This window comes from Bradyrhizobium sp. USDA 3311 (assembly GCF_054062495.1).
In genome coordinates, this window is sequence record NZ_JBSSFI010000001.1 from 3003331 (window position 1) to 3020805 (window position 17475).

At 65.8% G+C, this 17475-nt stretch carries 15 protein-coding genes and 1 pseudogene; 8 read left to right on the forward strand and 8 right to left on the reverse strand.

From position 1 onward, the window contains the following. Nucleotides 1–192 precede the first annotated feature (192 nt). Both ACVWW6_RS14230 and ACVWW6_RS14235 read left to right on the forward strand, forming a co-directional pair. Nucleotides 193–2094, forward strand: a complete 1902-nt coding sequence (locus tag ACVWW6_RS14230) for an autotransporter-associated beta strand repeat-containing protein (RefSeq protein ID WP_456680907.1) — start codon at nt 193–195, stop codon at nt 2092–2094. Beyond that, nucleotides 2001–2195: pseudogene (locus ACVWW6_RS14235) on the forward strand (autotransporter outer membrane beta-barrel domain-containing protein); the annotation flags it as partial. The gene ACVWW6_RS14230 and the pseudogene ACVWW6_RS14235, both read left to right, overlap by 94 nt. A 13-nt stretch (nt 2196–2208) precedes the next feature. On the opposite strand, the gene ACVWW6_RS14240 reads toward ACVWW6_RS14235, so the two are convergent. Together ACVWW6_RS14240 and ACVWW6_RS14245 are read right to left on the reverse strand one after the other, a co-directional pair. Beyond that, a complete protein-coding gene (locus ACVWW6_RS14240; protein WP_060910151.1) occupies nt 2209–4113 on the reverse strand; it encodes a sensor domain-containing diguanylate cyclase in 1905 nt (634 codons plus the stop codon). A gap of 179 nt (nt 4114–4292) precedes the next feature. Then, entirely contained in the window at nt 4293–4514 is a 222-nt protein-coding gene (locus tag ACVWW6_RS14245) for a dodecin (RefSeq protein WP_011084181.1), read from the reverse strand. A gap of 460 nt (nt 4515–4974) precedes the next feature. Here ACVWW6_RS14245 and ACVWW6_RS14250 point away from each other — a divergent pair, with 460 nt between their 5' ends. Then, nucleotides 4975–5976 (forward strand): glycoside hydrolase family 16 protein, encoded by a 1002-nt coding sequence (locus tag ACVWW6_RS14250; RefSeq protein ID WP_456680908.1) that lies wholly within the window; start codon nt 4975–4977, stop codon nt 5974–5976. 2 nt (nt 5977–5978) lie between these two features. Beyond that, nucleotides 5979–7442 (forward strand): GH1 family beta-glucosidase, encoded by a 1464-nt coding sequence (locus tag ACVWW6_RS14255; protein WP_456680909.1) that lies wholly within the window; start codon nt 5979–5981, stop codon nt 7440–7442. A gap of 15 nt (nt 7443–7457) precedes the next feature. Here the strand turns inward: ACVWW6_RS14255 and ACVWW6_RS14260 are convergent, their stop codons facing one another. The 5 genes from ACVWW6_RS14260 to ACVWW6_RS14280 all read right to left on the reverse strand — a co-directional run bounded on the left by ACVWW6_RS14260 (nt 7458) and on the right by ACVWW6_RS14280 (nt 13069). Continuing rightward, nucleotides 7458–8015 (reverse strand): HNH endonuclease, encoded by a 558-nt coding sequence (locus tag ACVWW6_RS14260; protein ID WP_028173554.1) that lies wholly within the window; start codon nt 8013–8015, stop codon nt 7458–7460. 215 nt (nt 8016–8230) lie between these two features. Further along, on the reverse strand, nt 8231–9205 hold the full coding sequence (locus ACVWW6_RS14265; protein WP_038965351.1) for a peptidyl-alpha-hydroxyglycine alpha-amidating lyase family protein: 975 nt from the start codon (nt 9203–9205) through the stop codon (nt 8231–8233). A gap of 123 nt (nt 9206–9328) precedes the next feature. Then, nucleotides 9329–11107: a flavin-containing monooxygenase gene (locus tag ACVWW6_RS14270; RefSeq protein WP_456680910.1), complete on the reverse strand. Its 1779-nt coding sequence runs from the start codon at nt 11105–11107 to the stop codon at nt 9329–9331. A gap of 139 nt (nt 11108–11246) precedes the next feature. Then, on the reverse strand, nt 11247–12332 hold the full coding sequence (locus tag ACVWW6_RS14275; RefSeq protein WP_456680911.1) for a DUF2855 family protein: 1086 nt from the start codon (nt 12330–12332) through the stop codon (nt 11247–11249). Then, nucleotides 12329–13069 (reverse strand): DNA-3-methyladenine glycosylase family protein, encoded by a 741-nt coding sequence (locus ACVWW6_RS14280; protein WP_456680912.1) that lies wholly within the window; start codon nt 13067–13069, stop codon nt 12329–12331. The genes ACVWW6_RS14275 and ACVWW6_RS14280 overlap by 4 nt, the downstream gene beginning before the upstream one ends. Nucleotides 13070–13247: 178 nt before the next feature. Here ACVWW6_RS14280 and gluQRS point away from each other — a divergent pair, with 178 nt between their 5' ends. Both gluQRS and ACVWW6_RS14290 read left to right on the forward strand, forming a co-directional pair. Further along, nucleotides 13248–14153, forward strand: a complete 906-nt coding sequence (gene gluQRS, locus ACVWW6_RS14285; RefSeq protein WP_028173550.1) for a tRNA glutamyl-Q(34) synthetase GluQRS — start codon at nt 13248–13250, stop codon at nt 14151–14153. A gap of 72 nt (nt 14154–14225) precedes the next feature. Next, on the forward strand, nt 14226–15500 hold the full coding sequence (locus ACVWW6_RS14290) for an ATP-binding protein (protein ID WP_028173549.1): 1275 nt from the start codon (nt 14226–14228) through the stop codon (nt 15498–15500). Here the strand turns inward: ACVWW6_RS14290 and ACVWW6_RS14295 are convergent. Further along, nucleotides 15427–16320: a YihY/virulence factor BrkB family protein gene (locus tag ACVWW6_RS14295; RefSeq protein ID WP_011084192.1), complete on the reverse strand. Its 894-nt coding sequence runs from the start codon at nt 16318–16320 to the stop codon at nt 15427–15429. The two genes, ACVWW6_RS14290 and ACVWW6_RS14295, sit on opposite strands and share 74 nt — an antisense overlap. Before the next feature lie 334 nt (nt 16321–16654). Between ACVWW6_RS14295 and ACVWW6_RS14300 the strand changes: the two genes are divergently transcribed. Together ACVWW6_RS14300 and ACVWW6_RS14305 are read left to right on the forward strand one after the other, a co-directional pair. Further along, nucleotides 16655–16849, forward strand: coding sequence for a twin transmembrane helix small protein (locus ACVWW6_RS14300; protein WP_028173548.1), 195 nt, complete (start codon nt 16655–16657; stop codon nt 16847–16849). A gap of 2 nt (nt 16850–16851) precedes the next feature. Next, the gene (locus tag ACVWW6_RS14305; protein WP_011084194.1) at nt 16852–17424 is read left to right on the forward strand and encodes a cob(I)yrinic acid a,c-diamide adenosyltransferase; all 573 of its coding nucleotides are present in this window, start codon (nt 16852–16854) and stop codon (nt 17422–17424) included. The last annotated feature ends 51 nt before the right edge of the window (nt 17425–17475 follow it).

The following is a 17475-nucleotide window of genomic DNA, read 5'->3' on the forward strand; positions in this document are numbered from 1 at the left end:
CTGAGACACCGGGCACATTGTGCAGGTGTCCAGTCTGCTAACGACGCGTCGAGATCACCAGCGTTGCCACGCAGCTTGCGTCCGAGGCTCTTCGTGACGACCAGATTGCGTCCGCCCTCGTGCCTGTCGATCGGGCAGACGAGCCTTCGGCTTGGTGCACGCCGGTGTGCAGCGCTCGCAAGTGTTGCGGTCATGGCATCGTTCTTCGGCCTGTCCGGTGCGGCGCGCGCAGCGACGCTGGTGGTGACCTCTACGGCCGACAGCGGCGCCGGCAGCCTGCGGGGGGAGATCGCCAGCGCCACGAGCGGCGACACCATCCTGTTTCAGGTCAGCGGTACCATCACGCTCCTGAGCGAGCTGCCGATCATCACCAAGAACATCACCATTGACGGCAATGGTAACAACCCGACCATCAGCGGCGCCGGCACCTACCGGCCGTTCTTCATCGGCGATGCCGGGACCACCGGCTCGACCTATTCGGTGACACTGAAGAGCCTGACCATCGCCAATGCGGTGGCGCAGGGCGGAGCCGGTTTGGGCTCCGGTGCCGGCGCCGGACTCGGCGGCGCGGTCTTCGTTTCCAGCAACGGCGCATTGACCTTGTCGAACGTCGCCGTCTCGAACACGCAGGCCAAGGGCGGCGGCGTCGTGGACAACTTCGGAGAGGTGGGCGGCGGGGGCGGCATGGGCGGCAAGTCCTATCCTCTGACTCCGGCTGGAGGCGGTGGACTATTCGTCGGCTCGGACGCCAACAGCTCGGGCACTGCCGGCGGTTCGAGCGGTGGGGTGCATAACGGCGGTAGTGGTCCCCAGACCGGAGGCGCCGGTGGTTTCGCCAGCGGTGGCGGCGGTGGTTCGTCCGGCGGGGGGCCCGTGGCTGGAGGCGCGGGCGGTTTTGGCGGTGGCGGTGGCGGTGCCAATGCGGGCGGAGCAACAACGGGCGGTTCGGGCGGCTACGGCGGCGGAGGTGGCTCGGCAGCCGGATTGTCCACCTCGACCGGCGGTGCCGGCGGCTTCGGGGGAGGCGGCGGCGGCGGGATCACGGCTGCCGGGAGCGGCGGCTTTGGCGCCGGCAATGGCGGCAGTGGTGGGACCGGATCCAACTCCGGTGGTGGTGGCCTCGGTGCCGGCGGTGCCATCTTCGTGCAGAGCGGCGGGACGGTGGCCGTTCAGGGCGATCTTTCGCAAACGACGAGCAGCGTTTCGGGCGGCACGGGCCTCAACGGCGGCGGCAACGGCTCGGCCTTCGGCTCCGGCATCTTCTTCCAGGGCACCGGCGGGACGAGCACCGTGCTCGGCTTTGGCTCTGGCAACCAGTCCATTGCCAATGGCATCACCGACTATATCGGCTCCGGCGGCAGCAGTCCCGGCGGCGGGACCAACGCCGCCGACCAGGGCGGCAGTGTCGCGATCACCAAGAGCAATGGCGGCACGCTGACGCTCTCGGGCGCCAATACCTATAGCGGCGGCACCACCATCAACGAGGGCACGACGCTTGTCGTCGGCAATGGCACCGCGCTTGGCAGCGGCGCCTTGACGCTCAATGGCGGCACGACGGGCGTGACCGTGAACTTCAACGGCAGCTTCAGCGTCGGCAACAACATCGTCGCGACAGGTGATCCCACCTACAACGTTCTTACCGGCAACACGGTAAATCTCACGGGCGTTCTGTCCGGCTCCGGCGACGTCGTCGTCAACGAAGCGAACGGCTACGCCGGAACGCTGATTCTGTCCGGGGCCAACACCGACCATTGTGGACGCGGGCACGCTGCAGGCCGGATCGACCAGCGCTTTCGGCAGCAATTCCGCGGTCACGGTCGCCGGCGGCGCCGTGCTCGATCTCGCCGGCTTCTCGAATGTGATCGGCTCGCTCGCAGGTGCCGGCACGGTCAGCAACAGCGGCGGCGCCGCCACGCTGATCACCGGCGGCGACAACACGTCCAAGATCTTTTCGGGGACGATCCGCGACGGCGCGGGATCGCTCGCGCTGACCAAGACCGGCGACCTTCCAGGCGCTGCCGGGCGCGAGCTTCGTCGTCAACGGCGCTGCGCAGGCTAGCGACTCCGCGCTCACCACGGCTTCCGTGGAGATGAGCTGGCTGAGCGGCTGGTCCGCGGCGGCGAGCTTCGAAGGCGAGTTCTCGAACGTCACCCGCAGCTACGCCGGCAAGGGCAGCGTTCGCTACGCCTGGTAGGCCGGCGACTGCGTCACGCGCTCCTCGCGGGCCAGGGCACGACCTGTCCCGACATCACCAGCCGGTCGCGGCCGCTGTCCTTGGCGGCATAGAGCGCGCGGTCGGCGGCCGCCACCAGCGCGCTGGAGTCGGTCGTGGTCTCGGATGGAAACGCCGTCGCGCCGCCCACGCTCGCGGTGACGAGCCGTGAGGGCGGATTCTGTGCATGCAGCATGGCGAGGTCGCGCAACGCACCGCGAATCTCCTCGCCGACCCTGGCGCAGCCGTCGGCGTCGGTGTTCGGCAACAGCACGGCGAACTCCTCGCCGCCGTAGCGCGCCGCGAAGTCGGCCGGCCGCCGGGGATGAGCGGACAGGATCCGCCCCAGCGCACGCAGGCAGCCGTCGCCGGCCAAATGCCCGTAATGGTCGTTGAACGCCTTGAAATGATCGACGTCGATCAGCAGGAGCGAGAGTTGGGTGCCATCGCGGCGAGCGCGGGCCCATTCGTCCGCGAGGCGCTCATCGAATGCGCGCCGGTTGGCGAGCCCGGTGAGGCCGTCGGTCGCCGCGAGCGAGGCGAGCTTGTTCTGCAAGTCCTTCTGCTCGGTCATGTCGCGCACCACCGCGACGACGCCGTCGATCTCGCCGCTGTCGGACGCCCGGGTCACGTGCAGGGCCGACTCGGCCCAGATCTCGCCCTTGTCGCGATGGCGCTGACGGTAGACGAACCTCGCCTCCTCGGCCTCGCCATTCTTCAGCGCGGCAATGGCCTGCTCGACCCGTTCCATGTCCTCTGCGTGAACCCCGGCCACGGCCGACGTCCCCAGGAGTTCGTCGGAAGACCAGCCGATGATGCGCGCGCATGACGGAGAAACGTAGATCAGCCGGTTGTCCAGCCCGATCCGGGTCACCATGTCGCTGGATTGCTCGGCCAGCAGGCGGAAATGGGCTTCCTTGGCGATCAGAGCCTGTGCCATGCGCTGCCGCTGCAAGAGCTGACGGACCAGGTAAAAGCCGATCGCCGCGATCAGCAGGACGAGGCCGACGACAACGGTCATGCGTGCGCCCGCCGCGCGGCGCCAAGGGGCCAGCACGTCGTCCTGCGACTTGCTCGCCAGTACCATCAGGGGATAGCGGCTGCTGCGCTGGTAGTAGCTGAGCCGCTGCACGTTATCCAGCGGCGACTTGAAATAGTAGACTGCCGCAGCCGGACGGCTTTTCCATTGCTTGAACAACGGCGCGTTGGACAGGTCGCGTCCGACGAAGGCGCCGCTCTCGTCGTGGCTGCGCGCCAGCATGATGCCGTCGTTGTTCAGCAGCGACGCCGAGCTGTGCGGACCGAGGTCGAAGCGCTCGTAGAACTTGACGAAATAGCTGACGTCGATCGTGAGCAGGGCAACGCCGGCGAAGCTGCCGTCGGGATGGTTGACCCGGCGCGACGCAGTGATGATCCACTGGCCGCCGGCGCGACTCTTGACGGGGCGTCCGATCAGTGTGCCCGGATCCGGCGAGTCGCGATGACGCTGGAAATATTCGCGGTCGCTGTTGTTGAATTTGGAGAAGTCGACCTGCTCGGTCGTGGCAAGCCAGCGGCCGGTCTCGTCATAGACGAAGATGCCGCGGATGCGGTCCGATGATTTGCGGGTCGGCAGATAGGTCTGGAGCTTTGCGATCGTGTCCGGACCCGTTCCATCGAGCTCGAGCCGATGGACCAGCCCGACGAGGATGGTATCGACGAGTTCGAACGTGTCGTCCGCATGCTGGATCAGCGATTGCGCGAGGTTGGTCACGTCGATTTCGGCGGTCCTGAGCTCGGCATTGCGCGTTTCCCATTCGCGCCAGCCGCTCAGGCCCAGGATGGCGAAGCAAGTCAGCATGACAAAACCCGCCGCCCAGAGCGGAAGACGCGTTTTCCCGAGGTCGCGGCCCGTATTCATCAGGCTTGCTCCATTTCGGTGCAAACCTCTCACTTTCGCCTTAACGGCCTGTTGCGTCATCCGCGCTGATTGTGCGAATCCCGTACTCGGCCGGAACCGGTCCTCGATGTTTCGACGGGTTATCGTCGGCTGATGTTAACCACGCTGACCTCACGCCGGATCCGCCCGGCGTTCCTGCCTCACTCCTCCAGCGTAAACCCGACGCGCAGCGTCACCTGGTAATGGCGCACGGCGTTGTTCTCGATGTGGCCGCGCGTCTGCACCACCTCGAACCATTTCATCTCGCGGATGGTCTTGGCGGCGCGGCTGACCGCGTTCTTGATCGCATCCTCGATCGAGGTCTCGGACGATCCGACCAGTTCCAGGATCTTGTAGACGTGATCTTTCTCGGCTGTGGGCATGGCGCGTCTTCCCCTGTGCTTTGACGGGCCCGGATACCGCTCCCGCAGCGTATTCGAGAGCGTTGGGCCTCCAGATTGAACGGACGCCCGCGCTTCGGGTTCCGTGCTCCGTGATGGCCCGCATGCGCCAGCCAAGGTGGAGCAGGCCGCGCCCGCGAGTGTTGCCGCGGTGAAGAAGAGATAGCCGATGCCGACCGACAGAAATGCGAGCGGCGCCGTCAGCAGTCGTATTGCGGTGGATTGGTCCAGGGCCTGAAGCCATATGCCGCCGGCGACCTCGAACCTGACGGAGCGCCGGCCCGCCCACCGCTGGTTCCCGGTTTGTGCAAGTGCACGAAAATATGGCTCCCGCCTGCGGGCGGTACCCTCAAATTCGTGCGCCGCCGCATGGCCGCTCTTGCTCGCGCCAATGCGGGCGCGCTAGCCTCAATCCGCTTCCTTATACCTTCGATGTGCAGCGATGATCGGCCGTTGGACGAAGAGCGCTTTGGTCGCAATCAGTCTGTCCGCCGTGCCCGCGATCGGCGCAGTGCAGGACGATCTCGACGGCGCGCCCGGCACCATGTCGCTGCAAGTGACGACCGATCCGTCGATGATCGAATGCCGCAAGCTCGAAACGGTCAATCCTGCCTCGCTGATGTTCCTGCCGTTGCGGCGGACGTTCAACGAGGATTTCGACGAGCACCCGCTGTCGGGCGGACGCTGGGTGCCGCACTATGCCGGCGGTGCGGCGTGGCCGGAGGCGCGCTATTGGGGCGGCGACGGCTCCGACTTCAAGCGCAAGACCAGCGCCAATGGCGAGCAGCAGATCTATGTCGATCCGCGCTACACGGGGCGCGCATCGGCGCCGGTCGGGCTTGATCCGTTCAAGGTGAAGGACGGCGTGCTCTCGATCGTCGCGAGCCGCACGCCGCAGGAATTGAAGTCCGTTCTGTTCAACAACGAGTACATCTCCGGGATCCTGACCACGCAGGGCAGGTTCGCGCAGAAGCACGGCTATTTCGAAATCCGCGCCAAGGTCCCGGTCGGCCATGCGGTGTGGCCTGCGTTCTGGATGCTGGCGGACGACGGCGGCTGGCCGCCGGAGGTCGATGTGCTGGAAGGCCGCGGCGAGCGGCCTGGCGATCTCGTGATGACGACGCATTGGCGGATTCCGTCGACCCAGAAGATCCAGTCCTGCGGCTTCGACTTCGCGGTCGGCGACGCTTCGAGCACATTCCACAATTACGGTGTGCTGTGGGAGGCGGATCGCCTGGTCTACTTCATCGACCGCAAGCCGGTCTCCGACATCAAGGTGCCGATCGGCTTTGACGATCCCATGTACCTGATCGTCAATCTCGCGATCGGCTCGAAGTTCTTCGTCGGCGTCGGTCCCGTCGATGCGCAATCGCCGCCGAGCGTCGCATTCGAGATCGACCGGATTTCCGCCTATCAGATCGACATGGAGCAGGCGCGGAGATAGATATGTCGGCGGATTTCTCGCGGCGTCGTTTTGCCAAGCTGGCGGGCCTTGCCGCGTTGGGAGCAGCGACGGGCGTCGGCGCTGCGGAGAGCGAAACGCCAGCATCGGCCGGGCGCGGTGCACCTTTCCCCAAGGATTTCCTATGGGGCACGGCGACCTCGTCCTACCAGATCGAAGGCGCCGTCAACGAGGATGGCCGCGGCAAATCGATCTGGGACATTTTCAGCCACACGCCCGGCAAGATCGAGGACGGCTCCACCGGCGACCGCGCCAACGAGCACTATCACCGCTACAAGGAGGACGTCGCGCTGATCAAGGCGCTCGGCGTCAGGGCCTACCGCTTCTCGATCGCATGGCCGCGGGTGTTTCCTGATGGGACGGGTCAACCCAATCCCAAGGGGCTCGATTTCTACAACCGCCTGGTCGACGAGTTGCTCGCAAACGGCATCGAGCCTTATGCGACGCTCTATCACTGGGACCTGCCGCAGGCGCTCCAGGACCGCGTCGGCGGCTGGCAGTCGAGCGACACCTCGAAGGCCTTTGCCGACTACGCTGCGTACGTCGCCGCGCGCCTGACCGATCGCGTCAAGAACGTCTTCACCGTGAACGAGGTCGGGCGCTTCGTGAATTTCGGCTATGGCTGGGGCATCGACGCGCCCGGCCTCAAGCTGCCGGCGGTGCAGCTGAACCAGGCCCGCCATCACGTCGCGCTGGCGCACGGGCTTGCGGTGCAGGCGATTCGCGCCTCAGGGCGCGCCGGCACAAGGGTTGGCGCAGCCGAGAACATCGCGGCCTGCGTGCCGGCGATCGCAACGGCGGAAAACATCCGTGCCGCCGAGATCGCGACGCGCGAGCTTAATGCCGGCTTCCTCGGCGTGGTGCTGGAGGGCAGATATTCCGACGGCTTCCTCGCCTACGCCGGCGCAGACGCGCCGAAATTCACCGCCGAGGAGTTGAAGATCATCGGTGCGCCGACCGACTTCGTCGGCCTCAACATCTACGCGCCGCAATACTACGTCACCGCCTCCGAGCGCGCGCCCGGCTTCCACGTGCTGCCGTTCCCCACCTCGTTCCCCCACATGAATTCGGAATGGCTGCGGGTCGGCCCCGAAGTGATCTACTGGGCGCCGCGCCTTGCCGCGAAGATCTGGAACATCGAGACCATCTACATCAGCGAGAACGGCACCTCGTCCGAGGATAGGATCGCCGCCGACGGCCAGGTCTACGACCTCGACCGCATCATGTTCCTGCGCAACTATCTGACCCAGATGCAGCGCGCCGTCGCCGAGGGCGTGCCGATCCGCGGTTATTTCCTCTGGAGCCTGATGGACAATTTCGAGTGGATTTTTGGCTACGGCAAACGCTTCGGCCTCTACCGGGTCGACTTCGAGACACAGGCGAGGGTCGCGAAACTGAGCGCGGCGTTCTATCGCGACGTGGTGGCGAGGAACGCGATCGGGGTTTGAGGTTGCGCGCCGGCCCTACGGATCCAGTTCGGTATCCCAGTAGAGATAGTCCAGCCAGCTGTCGTGCAGGTAATTCGGCGGGAACATGCGGCCGTTGCGGTGGAGCTGGTGCACGGTCGGCGCGAAGGCGCTCTGGCGCGGAAACATCTTGGCCTGCGCCGGGGTGAGATTGCCCTTGCGCAGATTACAGGGCGAGCACGCCGCGACCACGTTCTCCCAGGTGGTCTGGCCGCCCTTGCTGCGCGGGATGATGTGATCGAAGGTGAGATCTTCGGGCGAGCCGCAATATTGGCAGGCGAAACGATCGCGCAGGAAGACGTTGAACCGGGTGAAGGCGGGGTGGGTGGTCGGCTTGACGAAGGATTTGAGCGAGACCACGCTTGGCAGCTGCATTTCCAGCGTGGGACTTCGGACCGCCTGATCGTAATGCGCAACGATGTTGACGCGGTCGAGGAACACCGCCTTGATCGCGTCCTGCCACGACCACAGAGACAGTGGGTAGTAACTCAGCGGCCGGAAGTCCGCATTCAGCACCAACACCGGCCAACTGCCTTGCGAGACATGTGCGTTCAAGTAACGCTCCCGGCCTCCATGTACGCTGCGAAGCAGCATGTATTGACATACTACATGCAGCGTGACGGGATTGTGAAGCCCGTTGAGCGACTTATTCAGGCGCAGGCAATGCGGCGGCGGGGTGGCAAAAGCGCTCAAAAACGCCGCGATTCGGGGCGGGGCCGGCAACTGGCGCGGAACCGCCTTTGGCGGCGCGTCGTGGCTTGCCGCGGCGGCTATTCCCGTACCCGTTCCAGCTTCTGCAAGCACCGGGTCGCGCGCACCACGGCCGGCATCTCCTGGTCCGGGAAGCTTGTCGCCCAGTTGGTGACACCGACCTCGCCGACGTAGATGTCGCCCTTCGAGTCCAGCGCGATGCCGTGGGGGGCCAGGAATTTGCCGCTGGCCACACCCGGACCTTCCTCGCCGCCGAGCCGCGCGATGCGATTTCCCTTGGCGTCCACGATCGACAGCCGCGGGCCGAGATTGGGCACATTGCGGTTGATATCGAGGCCGGGGCCCAGCTCGCCGATCACGAAGGTCGGGCTCCTGCCGCCGCAGCAGCACAGCGCGCACGGCCGGTGCAGGTTGTTCCACTGCGTCTCGTATTTGCCCTCGCCATTGAACACCTGCACGCGATGGTTCTCGCGGTCGGCGACGTAGACCCAGCCATCGGAATCGGTGGCGATGTTGTGCACGATGTTGAACTGGCCGGGGTCGGTGCCGGGCTCGCCCCAGCTCTTGATCAGCTTGCCGTCCGGCGTGAACTTGTGCACGCGCGCATTGCCATAGCCGTCGGAGACATAGATCTCGCCTTTCGGCGACAATGCGGTGTGGGTGCAGCGGTGGAACGGCTCGCCGCTCATGAACGGCGCCGGCTTTGCGGGGATCCCGATCGTCAGCAGCACCTTGCCGTCGCTGGTGCATTTGCGCACGGTATGGTCGCCGTCGTCGGTGCAGTAGAGATTGTCGTCGGCATCGATGTGCAGGCCGTGCGCGCGCGAGAACAGGCCCTCGCCCCAACTGCGCAGGAAATTGCCCTCGCGATCCAGCACCACCATCGGATGGGCGCCGCGGTTGAAGACATAGACGCGGTCGAGGCTGTCGACCGCGACCGCGGCGACGTCGGTGAGCTGCCAGCCGTCCGGAAGTTTCGCGAAGTTTTCGACGACGCGGTAGCGGTGCTCGCCGGTGCCGAGAATGGCTGGCATTGGGTTTCTCCTCTTGTCATTCCGGGGCGCGCGTAGCGTGAACCCGGAATCCATCGGGCCGCATATCCCGGGGGTAGATGGATTCCGGGCTCGCGCTACGCGCGCCCCGGAATGACGTGTGTGTTACCTTGTATCCACCTCACGCCCCAAAATCCCTTCCTCGATGGCCTTGATCTGGAGCGCGAGATATTTCGAGTTGATCCGGCACTGGGCGAGGCTGCCGGCGATGAACCACAGGCCGGGCTGCTTCGTGCGCGCATACATGTTGCGCAGCTCGAAGCCTTCGCCAAATCCCCAGACCGGGCCGACGCGATCGGCTACGCCATCGCCGAACAGCTTTCGCACCAGATATTCCTGCGGTTTGTAGCCGGTCGAGAGCACGATCAGGTCGGCCGGAATGGTCGTGCCGTCCTTCATCCGAACGCCCTCGGCGACGAAGCTTTCGATGTCGGAAAACTGCCTGAGCTTGATCGCCCCCTCGGCGATGAGGTTGGAGCAGCCGACGTTGAAATAATAACCGCCGCCGCGGGTGAGGTATTTGAACTGCCAGCCGGTGCCGGCCTCGCCGAAGTCGAGCTTGAAGCCGACGCGGGAGAGGCCGTCGAGCAGCTCCCTGTCGAGCTCCTTCGACTGCTCCGTCAGCATCACATGGGTCTTCTTCGCCAGCGGCGTCGGCATCGAGGTCGCGATCAGATCGTTGTCCTCGAGCGTGCCCTCATTGTAGGTCGCATAGGCCAACTGCGCCGACGGCTCGATATTGGTGACCAGCGTCGGCGAGCGCTGCACCAGGGTCACCTCGGCGCCGCTGGAATAAAGATCCTGCGCGATGTCGTGGCCGCTGTTGCCGGTGCCGATGACGATGGCGCGCTTGCCTGTCCAGTTTTCGCCGTCCTCGTAGCGGCTGGAATGCACCAGCGTGCCCCTGAAATTCTCGAGCGTTGGGATGTGAGGAACATTGGCGATGCCGCTGACGCCGGTCGCCATCACCACATGGCGCGGATGCATGGTGCGCTTGCCGCCGTCCGCGCGGCGCAGCGTGACGGTCCATTGGCCTTTCGCCTCGTCGTAAGCGCCGCCCTCGAACTCGGTGCCGGTCCAGAAGTTCAGCTCCATGGCATCGACATAGGCTTCGAACCAGTTGGCGAGCTTGTCCTTGGGGATATAGACCGGCCAGTTCGCCGGGAACGGCATGTAGGGCAGGTGATTGACCTGCACCTGGTTGTGCAGGGTGAGCGCGTGATAGCGCTTGCGCCAATTGTCGCCGATCCGCGCCTCGCGATCGACGATCAAGGTATCGACCTTCAACTGCTTAAGCCGTGCCGCGATGGCGAGCCCGGCCTGGCCGCCGCCGACCACCAGCACGGCCGGGTCGCGATCGGCGTAGTCGCGCGACGTGTTGCGCTGGTCGAGCCAGTTCGGCCCGCGGAAATCGCGCGAATAGGCCTGGCCGCGCGGCCGTGACGTGCCGAGCTGTTCCTCGAAGCCTTTGAGCTCGTCGAGCGCGGTCAGCAGCGTCCACGCCTTCAACCGGTCGCCGTCGGTGCTATCAGGCACGAGCCGCAGGATGCCGCTGCCGCGGCCGAGCGCGGTCTCGAAATTGAAGATGGCTTCGATGTTGCTGGTGCCGGCGCGCGTCAGCCAGCGCGGTGGCGCACGGTTCGGTGCGATCTCGAAATGGGTCGGCGCAGCCCTGGACGCGAGCGCGGCCAACGCCTGCGCGATTGCGCGGCGGCCGGCCAGCGTTTGCAAGTTCCAGCTCAGCGCCAGCACATCGCGCCAAAAGCTGTCGGGGAGGAAGAGGAGGTCCAGCGCGGCGGCGGGTTCCGGATTGCCTAGCGCGCCCGCGAATTCATCGAGCCAGGCCTGCGCGGCGACGGAAATATCCTTCGTCCTGTCCAGCATTCGCGACCTCGTGGCCGTCTTCGCGGCGTTTCCTCTGGAGCATGATCCGGAAAAGTGTGTAGCGGTTTTCCGAAGAGATCATGCTCCAATAATAATAGAGGTCGAACGCTATACTGGATCAGCCGATGTCAAAAGCGCTTTACCCGAGCAGCGAGAGCATATGGCCCTGCTCGGGCGGAATGCGCCCCTTCAACGTGCCGAGATAAATGCGCTGCACCGCCTCCGGCCCGCGGCTCTCGATCACACGCAGGCATTTCTCCAGCAGCGGCGCGAAGCCCGACCATGCCGCGCCAAAGCGCTGCTCGATGCCGCCAGGCCCCCAATCCTTCGTCCGCTTGCGAATATGGTCCGGCGCGAAGAACCAGCGCGGTTTTGCGCCGGGCAGGGCTCCTTCGTCGGCCTCGGTGGCGCGATGTGTCAAACCGACGCGCACCGAGCATTTCATCTGGTCGCCAAAATGCCGGTGCAGTTCGGCGCGCAGGGCGCTGCTGCCGGCCATGTCGACGAAGGCGACCGGCGCATTCGATGGCAAGGACGTCACGCGGTCATAGGTGACGACCTCGTCGTAACATCCGAGCGACGTCACGAAGCCGGTATTACCGGCTGAGGTCAGGCCGATCACCTTGCGGCCGCGTGTGTGCAACAGATGCGCAAGGCCGAACGCGGTCTTGCTCGAGGCGCTCGACAGCAGCACGGTCCGCGCGCCAAAATCATCGTTCTCGGCGAGGAAGTCGTCGACCAGGAACGACAGCATGAACAGCGGTCGCAGCAGCGCCTGGTAGTCGCCCTGCCGGCCTGCGTAGGCGGGGTCGCCGGTGACGCGGGAGTAGAGATTGTAGACCGGCGCCACGCCTTGCCGATGCGCAGCCCCGTCGCGCAAGCCGCGCTTGCTGACGTCCGTGGCTTCGATGACGAGATGTGTCGCCATCGGAAAATAGCCGAACAACTGCTCGCCGGCGGCGACGCCGGGATGTTTCGAGGCGATCACCTCGCCAAAACCCCACACCGGAATGTTGCCGAAGCCCTGCGGCGCCGGAAAGATCTGCCAGTATTTCAGCTCGTCGCCCATCACGGCATAGGTGATGTTGTTGGCGGTGAGCGCGAAGCGCTCGACCTTCACCAGCAGCGCATCCTGCGGCAGCGCGGCTGCATCCGGAATGGCGGTCTCGATCAGCTTGCACTGCTCGAGATCGTTGCGCGCAACGACGAAGTCGGTCGAGGTCATGGCGAAGGTCCCGGCTTTTTTCGTGCCGGCATCTTCTCTTTCACCCGTGAGGGCTTTGCAACAGCAACATTGTTTAAAACGGCGTTCGCCTCGCCCGCGAGCACGCCCTCGCGTTTCTTCACCGCGCGGTAATAGCTCCACCACAGATGCGCCGCCGCGCCGCGCAGCGGACGCCAGGGTTCGGCGAGCGGCACCATCTGCTTCTCCGTCGGCCGTGCCTGAAGGCCGAGGCCGATCTTGATGCCCTCCTGCACCGCGAGGTCGCCGGCCGGCCAGGCATCGCCATGGCCGAGGCAAAACAGGAGATAGACGTCCGCCGTCCACGGTCCGATGCCGGGCAGCGAGATCAGCGTGTGATGCGCGGCGTCGGCATCTTCCTCGGCGAGCACGTCGAGGTTCAGCCGCTCCGCCGTGATCTCGCGCGCAAGATGTTTCAGCGTCTTGATCTTGGCGGCGGACAGGCCAAGCCGTCCCAGCCGGTCGGTGCGCGCGCGGCCCACCGCCTCATGATCGAACGGATCTAACGCGGCCGACAGCCGTCCCCAGATCGCCGCGGCGCTGGCGGTCGAGAGCTGCTGCCCGCAGACGATATGCGCGAGCCCGGGGAAGCCCGGTTCGCGTCGCCGCAAGGCCGGCATGCCCGCAGCCGCAAGCACGGGCTTGAGCCGAGGATCGCGCTTCACCAGCGCGTGGACGGCCTCTTCGAGATCGGACTGGGTTTCGAGGTGGATGGTCATTGTGGCCTAACTCGTCATGCGCGGGCTTGCCGTCTCTGCTAAAGCTGCGCTGGCCCAATACCGAAAAGCCCGTTGATGCCTTCGGCGTAGGCGGGACCCGCGCATCCATCTCCCATCGTAACAGAGTCATGGAAGATGGATGGCCGGGTCAAGCCCGGCCATCACGAGATCCTGTCATATGTCGCCACCCGTTTTCCGATTTGCTCCGAGCCCGAACGGCTTCCTGCATCTCGGCCACGCCTATTCGGCGTTGCTCAACTTCGACCGCGCGCGGGAGGCCGGCGGGCGGCTGTTGCTGCGGATCGAGGACATCGATGCGACGCGCTGCCGGCCTGAGTTCGAGGCGGCGATCTACGAGGATCTCGCCTGGCTCGGCATTGCCTGGGAAACACCGGTGCGCCGGCAGTCGGAGCATCTTTCCGATTACCGCGCCGCGCTGGAAAAGCTCTCTGCGCTCGGCCTCGTCTATCCCGCCTTCGAAAGCCGCGCCGAGATCGCAAGACTTGTGGCCGCGCGCGAGGCCGATGGGCCGTGGCCGCGCGATCCCGACGGCGCGCCGCTGTATCCCGGAGACGCCAAGTCGCTGTCCGCCGGCGAGCAGGCGCGGTTGATCGCATCCGGCGCGCCCTATGCGCTCCGGCTCGACATGGCGGCCGCCTGCCGGCGCGTTGCCAGTCTGGCCTGGAATGAGCTCGGCGAGGGGCCGGAGGGCGAGAGGGGCGTCGTTCCCGCGCGGCCGGAGGCCTGGGGAGACGTGATCCTGGCTCGCAAGGAGACGCCGACCAGCTACCATTTGTCCGTGGTCGTCGACGACGGCCTCCAGGGGATCAGCGAGGTGGTGCGCGGCCAGGACCTGTTTCACGCCACCTCCGTCCACCGCCTGCTGCAAACCCTGCTTGGCCTGCCGGAACCCGCCTACCGCCACCACGCCCTGATTCGGGATGAAGCCGGGCGGAAGCTGTCGAAATCGAGCCGCTCGACCGGCTTGCGGGAGTTACGCGACGCCGGTGCATCGCCCGTCGGCATCCGCGCTCTGGTGGGATTAGGTGAAGTTTCTCTGGGGTTTAGCCAAACACCGCCGTGACTCCAGGGGTTCCGCCGTGCCATGCTCGACTGACGGCCCGGGGGTTCGAAGGGGATACTTCGAAGGGGAATTATGGCGGCGAAAACGCGCCCAGCGCGCACTACGCGGACGTCCAGGCGATTGCCTCGGAAGCGGTCCGGGGCGGCCGGAAAGGTGCGCAAGCGCACCACCAAAGTGGTCGCGCCGGACGTGGTCCAGGCGGCGCTTGCCGCCTTTGCCCATGAGGTCCGCACGCCCCTGACCGGCATTCTCGCGATCAGCGACCTGCTCGCGACCTCGGATCTCGGGGAGCGGGAGCGGCGCTGGGCTGACACCATCAAGGCCGGTGCCGAGCATCTGGCGAGCCTCGCCACCCTGTTCGTGGACGCCGCCCGAACCGGCAAGGGGGCCGGGAAGGGTGGCGGCGCGCTGCGGCAGGATCTGTTCGACCTGCGGGCGCTGGCCCGCAGCGCCGGCGATTCGCTCGCCGGGCGCGCCGCGGCCAAGGGCCTCCAGGCCCAGGTCGAGCTCTCCGAAAAGCTGCCAGGGCTGGTGGTCGGCGATCCCGTCCGCCTGCGCGCTGCACTCGAGAACCTCATCGACAATGCGGTGAAGTTCACCGACCAGGGCGGCGTGGCGCTCGTGGTCGCGCCTTGGCGTCCAGCCAAAGGCAAGAAAAACGACAAGATGAAGGGCAGGGTCGGCGTCGCCTTCGCGGTGTCCGACAGCGGCATCGGCCTGACCATGGCCGAGATCAAGCGGCTGTTCCGCCCGTTCACCCAGGCCAATGTCACCATCGCCTCGCGCTTCGGCGGCGCGGGCTTGGGGCTATCCTCGGTGAAGCAGTTGGCGCGCGGGATGGGTGGCGACATCTCGGTCGCACCGCGGCGCGGCGGCGGCGCCACCTTCACATTGACCGTGACGCTGGACGCGGCGGGACCGGCCAGGTCCCGCAAGGCGAAGGGCGAAGCCGAGGCCGATGCGGCGGCCGCGCTGCGCGTGCTCAGCGTCGAGGACAATCCGTTCGGTCGCGTCGTGCTCAACACCATTTTGACCGAGCTCGGCCATCATGCCGAGTTCATCGGGCGCGGCGAGGACGCGGTGAACCGGCTGGCACAGGGGGCCTTCGACGCGGTGCTGATGGACATGGTGCTGCCGGGCATCGACGGCGTCGAGGCCATCCGGCGGATCCGCACCATGCCGGCGCCGCTCGCTCAAATACCCATCATCGGCGTCTCCGGGCGCGGCGAGGACGAGGCGGCCTCGCGCGAGGCGGGCGCCGACGCCTTCCTGGTCAAGCCCGTGTCTCCGCGTGCTTTAGCGACTGCGCTGCTTGAAGCGACACGCCGTGAGGTAGCCGCGACTTGATGATCGCGGCGTTGAGCTCGCCGCCGTAGACGAAGATCGCGGCGATGAAATACAGAAACACCAGCGCGATGATCACCGAGGCCAGCCCCGCATACATCGTCACGTAATTGTTGGCGAAGCGCGCCAGATATTGCCCGAACACGATGCCCGAGATCAGCGACGCCACCATGGTGAAGACGATGCCGGGCAGGATCTGGAGGAAGCTGCGCCGCCCCGCCGGCACCCACGCATGCAGGATGATCAGCGCCACCACCAGCGCGCCGATGGTGATGCCGTAGCGCAGCCAGGTGAGGATGCTCTCGTTGGACTCGACGAACAGCGGGATGTGGCGTCGCGTCGCCTCGATGATGAGTGGGCCGAGCACGATCAGGAACGCCATGGCAAGCGCGGTGAAGGCCGCAACCAGCGTATAGCCGATCGACTCCAGCCGCAGCCAATACCAGCGCCGCATCTCCACCACCGCATAGGCGCGGTTGAGCGCGACGCGGAGCGCCTCGACTCCGTTCGAGGCGAAATAGACCGACAGCGCCGCGCCGATGGTCAGCACGCCGGTGCGGGTCGTGGTCAGCACGTCGTGGATCTCGCCGGAAAGGCTGTCGGCGACCTGCTTGGGCCAGACCTCGAGCATCAGGCTGGCGGCCTGGTCGGCGAGCTCCTTGGAACCGAAGAAGCCGGCGAGCGAGGTCAGCACGATCAGGAACGGGAACAGCGCCATCAATGTCGACAGCGCGATGTGGCTCGCGATCGCCCAGCCGTCGTCGGCCAGGAACGTGTAGAACGCATCCATCACGACGACGTAGATGTAGCGGATGGCTTTCACGGCTTGCCCCGGCGCATACCATCTCCCCGCTTGCCGGGAGAGGCAAAGAAGACAGGCGACCTATGCAGATCAGAAATCATCCAGCTAGCTTCTGATATTATTGGCTTAAAAGCCAGATCGGCGACCAACCCAGTCGTCATTCCGGGGCGATGTGACGGGACCGCGCAAAGCACGACCCGGAGCATCGAGCCCGGAATCCATTTCGCCGCGCGTGACGCAGCTTGATGGATTCCGGGCTCGCGCCACCGGGCCGCGTTGCGGACCCGTTGGCGCGCCCCGGAATGACGGGTGGGGGGAGATAGCGGACCGGCGCGCACGGTGTTATCTACCCCCGATGGCATTTATCCTGAGTACTTTCATCCTGCCGGCGGCAGCCGGTGCCGTGGCGTTGGTGCTGCTGCTCGGTCTCGTCAACATGATGCGCGGCGGCTCGCCCAACACCTCGCAGAAGCTGATGCGCTGGCGCGTGCTGCTGCAGTTCGTGGCGATTGTCATTGCCATGATCGCGGTCTGGGCGATGGGGCGTTGAACATGGTTGTGCTGAATCGCATCTATACGAAGACTGGTGACGACGGCACGACAGCGCTCGGCTCGGGCGAACGCCGTCCGAAGTATGATTTGCGCATCGAGGCCTATGGCACGGTGGACGAGACCAATGCCGCGATCGGCGTCGTGCGTCTCCATACCCATGATGCGCCCGAGTTCGATGCGATGCTCGGCCGCATCCAGAACGACCTGTTCGATCTCGGTGCCGACCTCGCCGTGCCCGAGCGTGAGGGCAAGGTGGAACGGCTGCGGGTGGTGGCAAGCCAGGTCGAGCGGCTCGAGCACGACATCGACGCGCTCAACGACAAGCTCGCGCCGCTCACTTCCTTCGTGCTGCCGGGGGGAACGCCCGCTGCCGCCTACCTCCATGTCGCACGCACGATATGCCGCAGGGCGGAACGCGTGATGGTGGAACTGGCTGCCCAGCCGGGCGAGCCGGTCGGCGCTGCTGGTATCCAGTATATGAATCGCCTGTCGGACTTCCTGTTCGTGGCCAGCCGCGCCGCCAACCATAACGGCGCCGGCGACGTGCTCTGGGTTCCAGGCCAGAACCGCTGACCCATTGGAGCGGCGCATTTCTAAGGTCTAAAATTTGGCCCCTTCGCGCGT

Bases quoted from the DNA above. Each gene is read 5' to 3' on its own strand.
- ACVWW6_RS14230 (WP_456680907.1), top strand. From the start codon at position 193: ATGGCATCGTTCTTCGGCCTGTCCGGTGCGGCGCGCGCAGCGACGCTG.
- ACVWW6_RS14240 (WP_060910151.1), bottom strand. From the start codon at position 4,113: ATGAATACGGGCCGCGACCTCGGGAAAACGCGTCTTCCGCTCTGGGCG.
- ACVWW6_RS14245 (WP_011084181.1), bottom strand. From the start codon at position 4,514: ATGCCCACAGCCGAGAAAGATCACGTCTACAAGATCCTGGAACTGGTC.
- ACVWW6_RS14250 (WP_456680908.1), top strand. From the start codon at position 4,975: ATGATCGGCCGTTGGACGAAGAGCGCTTTGGTCGCAATCAGTCTGTCC.
- ACVWW6_RS14255 (WP_456680909.1), top strand. From the start codon at position 5,979: ATGTCGGCGGATTTCTCGCGGCGTCGTTTTGCCAAGCTGGCGGGCCTT.
- ACVWW6_RS14265 (WP_038965351.1), bottom strand. From the start codon at position 9,205: ATGCCAGCCATTCTCGGCACCGGCGAGCACCGCTACCGCGTCGTCGAA.
- ACVWW6_RS14270 (WP_456680910.1), bottom strand. From the start codon at position 11,107: ATGCTGGACAGGACGAAGGATATTTCCGTCGCCGCGCAGGCCTGGCTC.
- ACVWW6_RS14275 (WP_456680911.1), bottom strand. From the start codon at position 12,332: ATGACCTCGACCGACTTCGTCGTTGCGCGCAACGATCTCGAGCAGTGC.
- ACVWW6_RS14280 (WP_456680912.1), bottom strand. From the start codon at position 13,069: ATGACCATCCACCTCGAAACCCAGTCCGATCTCGAAGAGGCCGTCCAC.
- gluQRS (WP_028173550.1), top strand. From the start codon at position 13,248: ATGTCGCCACCCGTTTTCCGATTTGCTCCGAGCCCGAACGGCTTCCTG.
- ACVWW6_RS14290 (WP_028173549.1), top strand. From the start codon at position 14,226: ATGGCGGCGAAAACGCGCCCAGCGCGCACTACGCGGACGTCCAGGCGA.
- ACVWW6_RS14300 (WP_028173548.1), top strand. From the start codon at position 16,655: ATGGCATTTATCCTGAGTACTTTCATCCTGCCGGCGGCAGCCGGTGCC.
- ACVWW6_RS14305 (WP_011084194.1), top strand. From the start codon at position 16,852: ATGGTTGTGCTGAATCGCATCTATACGAAGACTGGTGACGACGGCACG.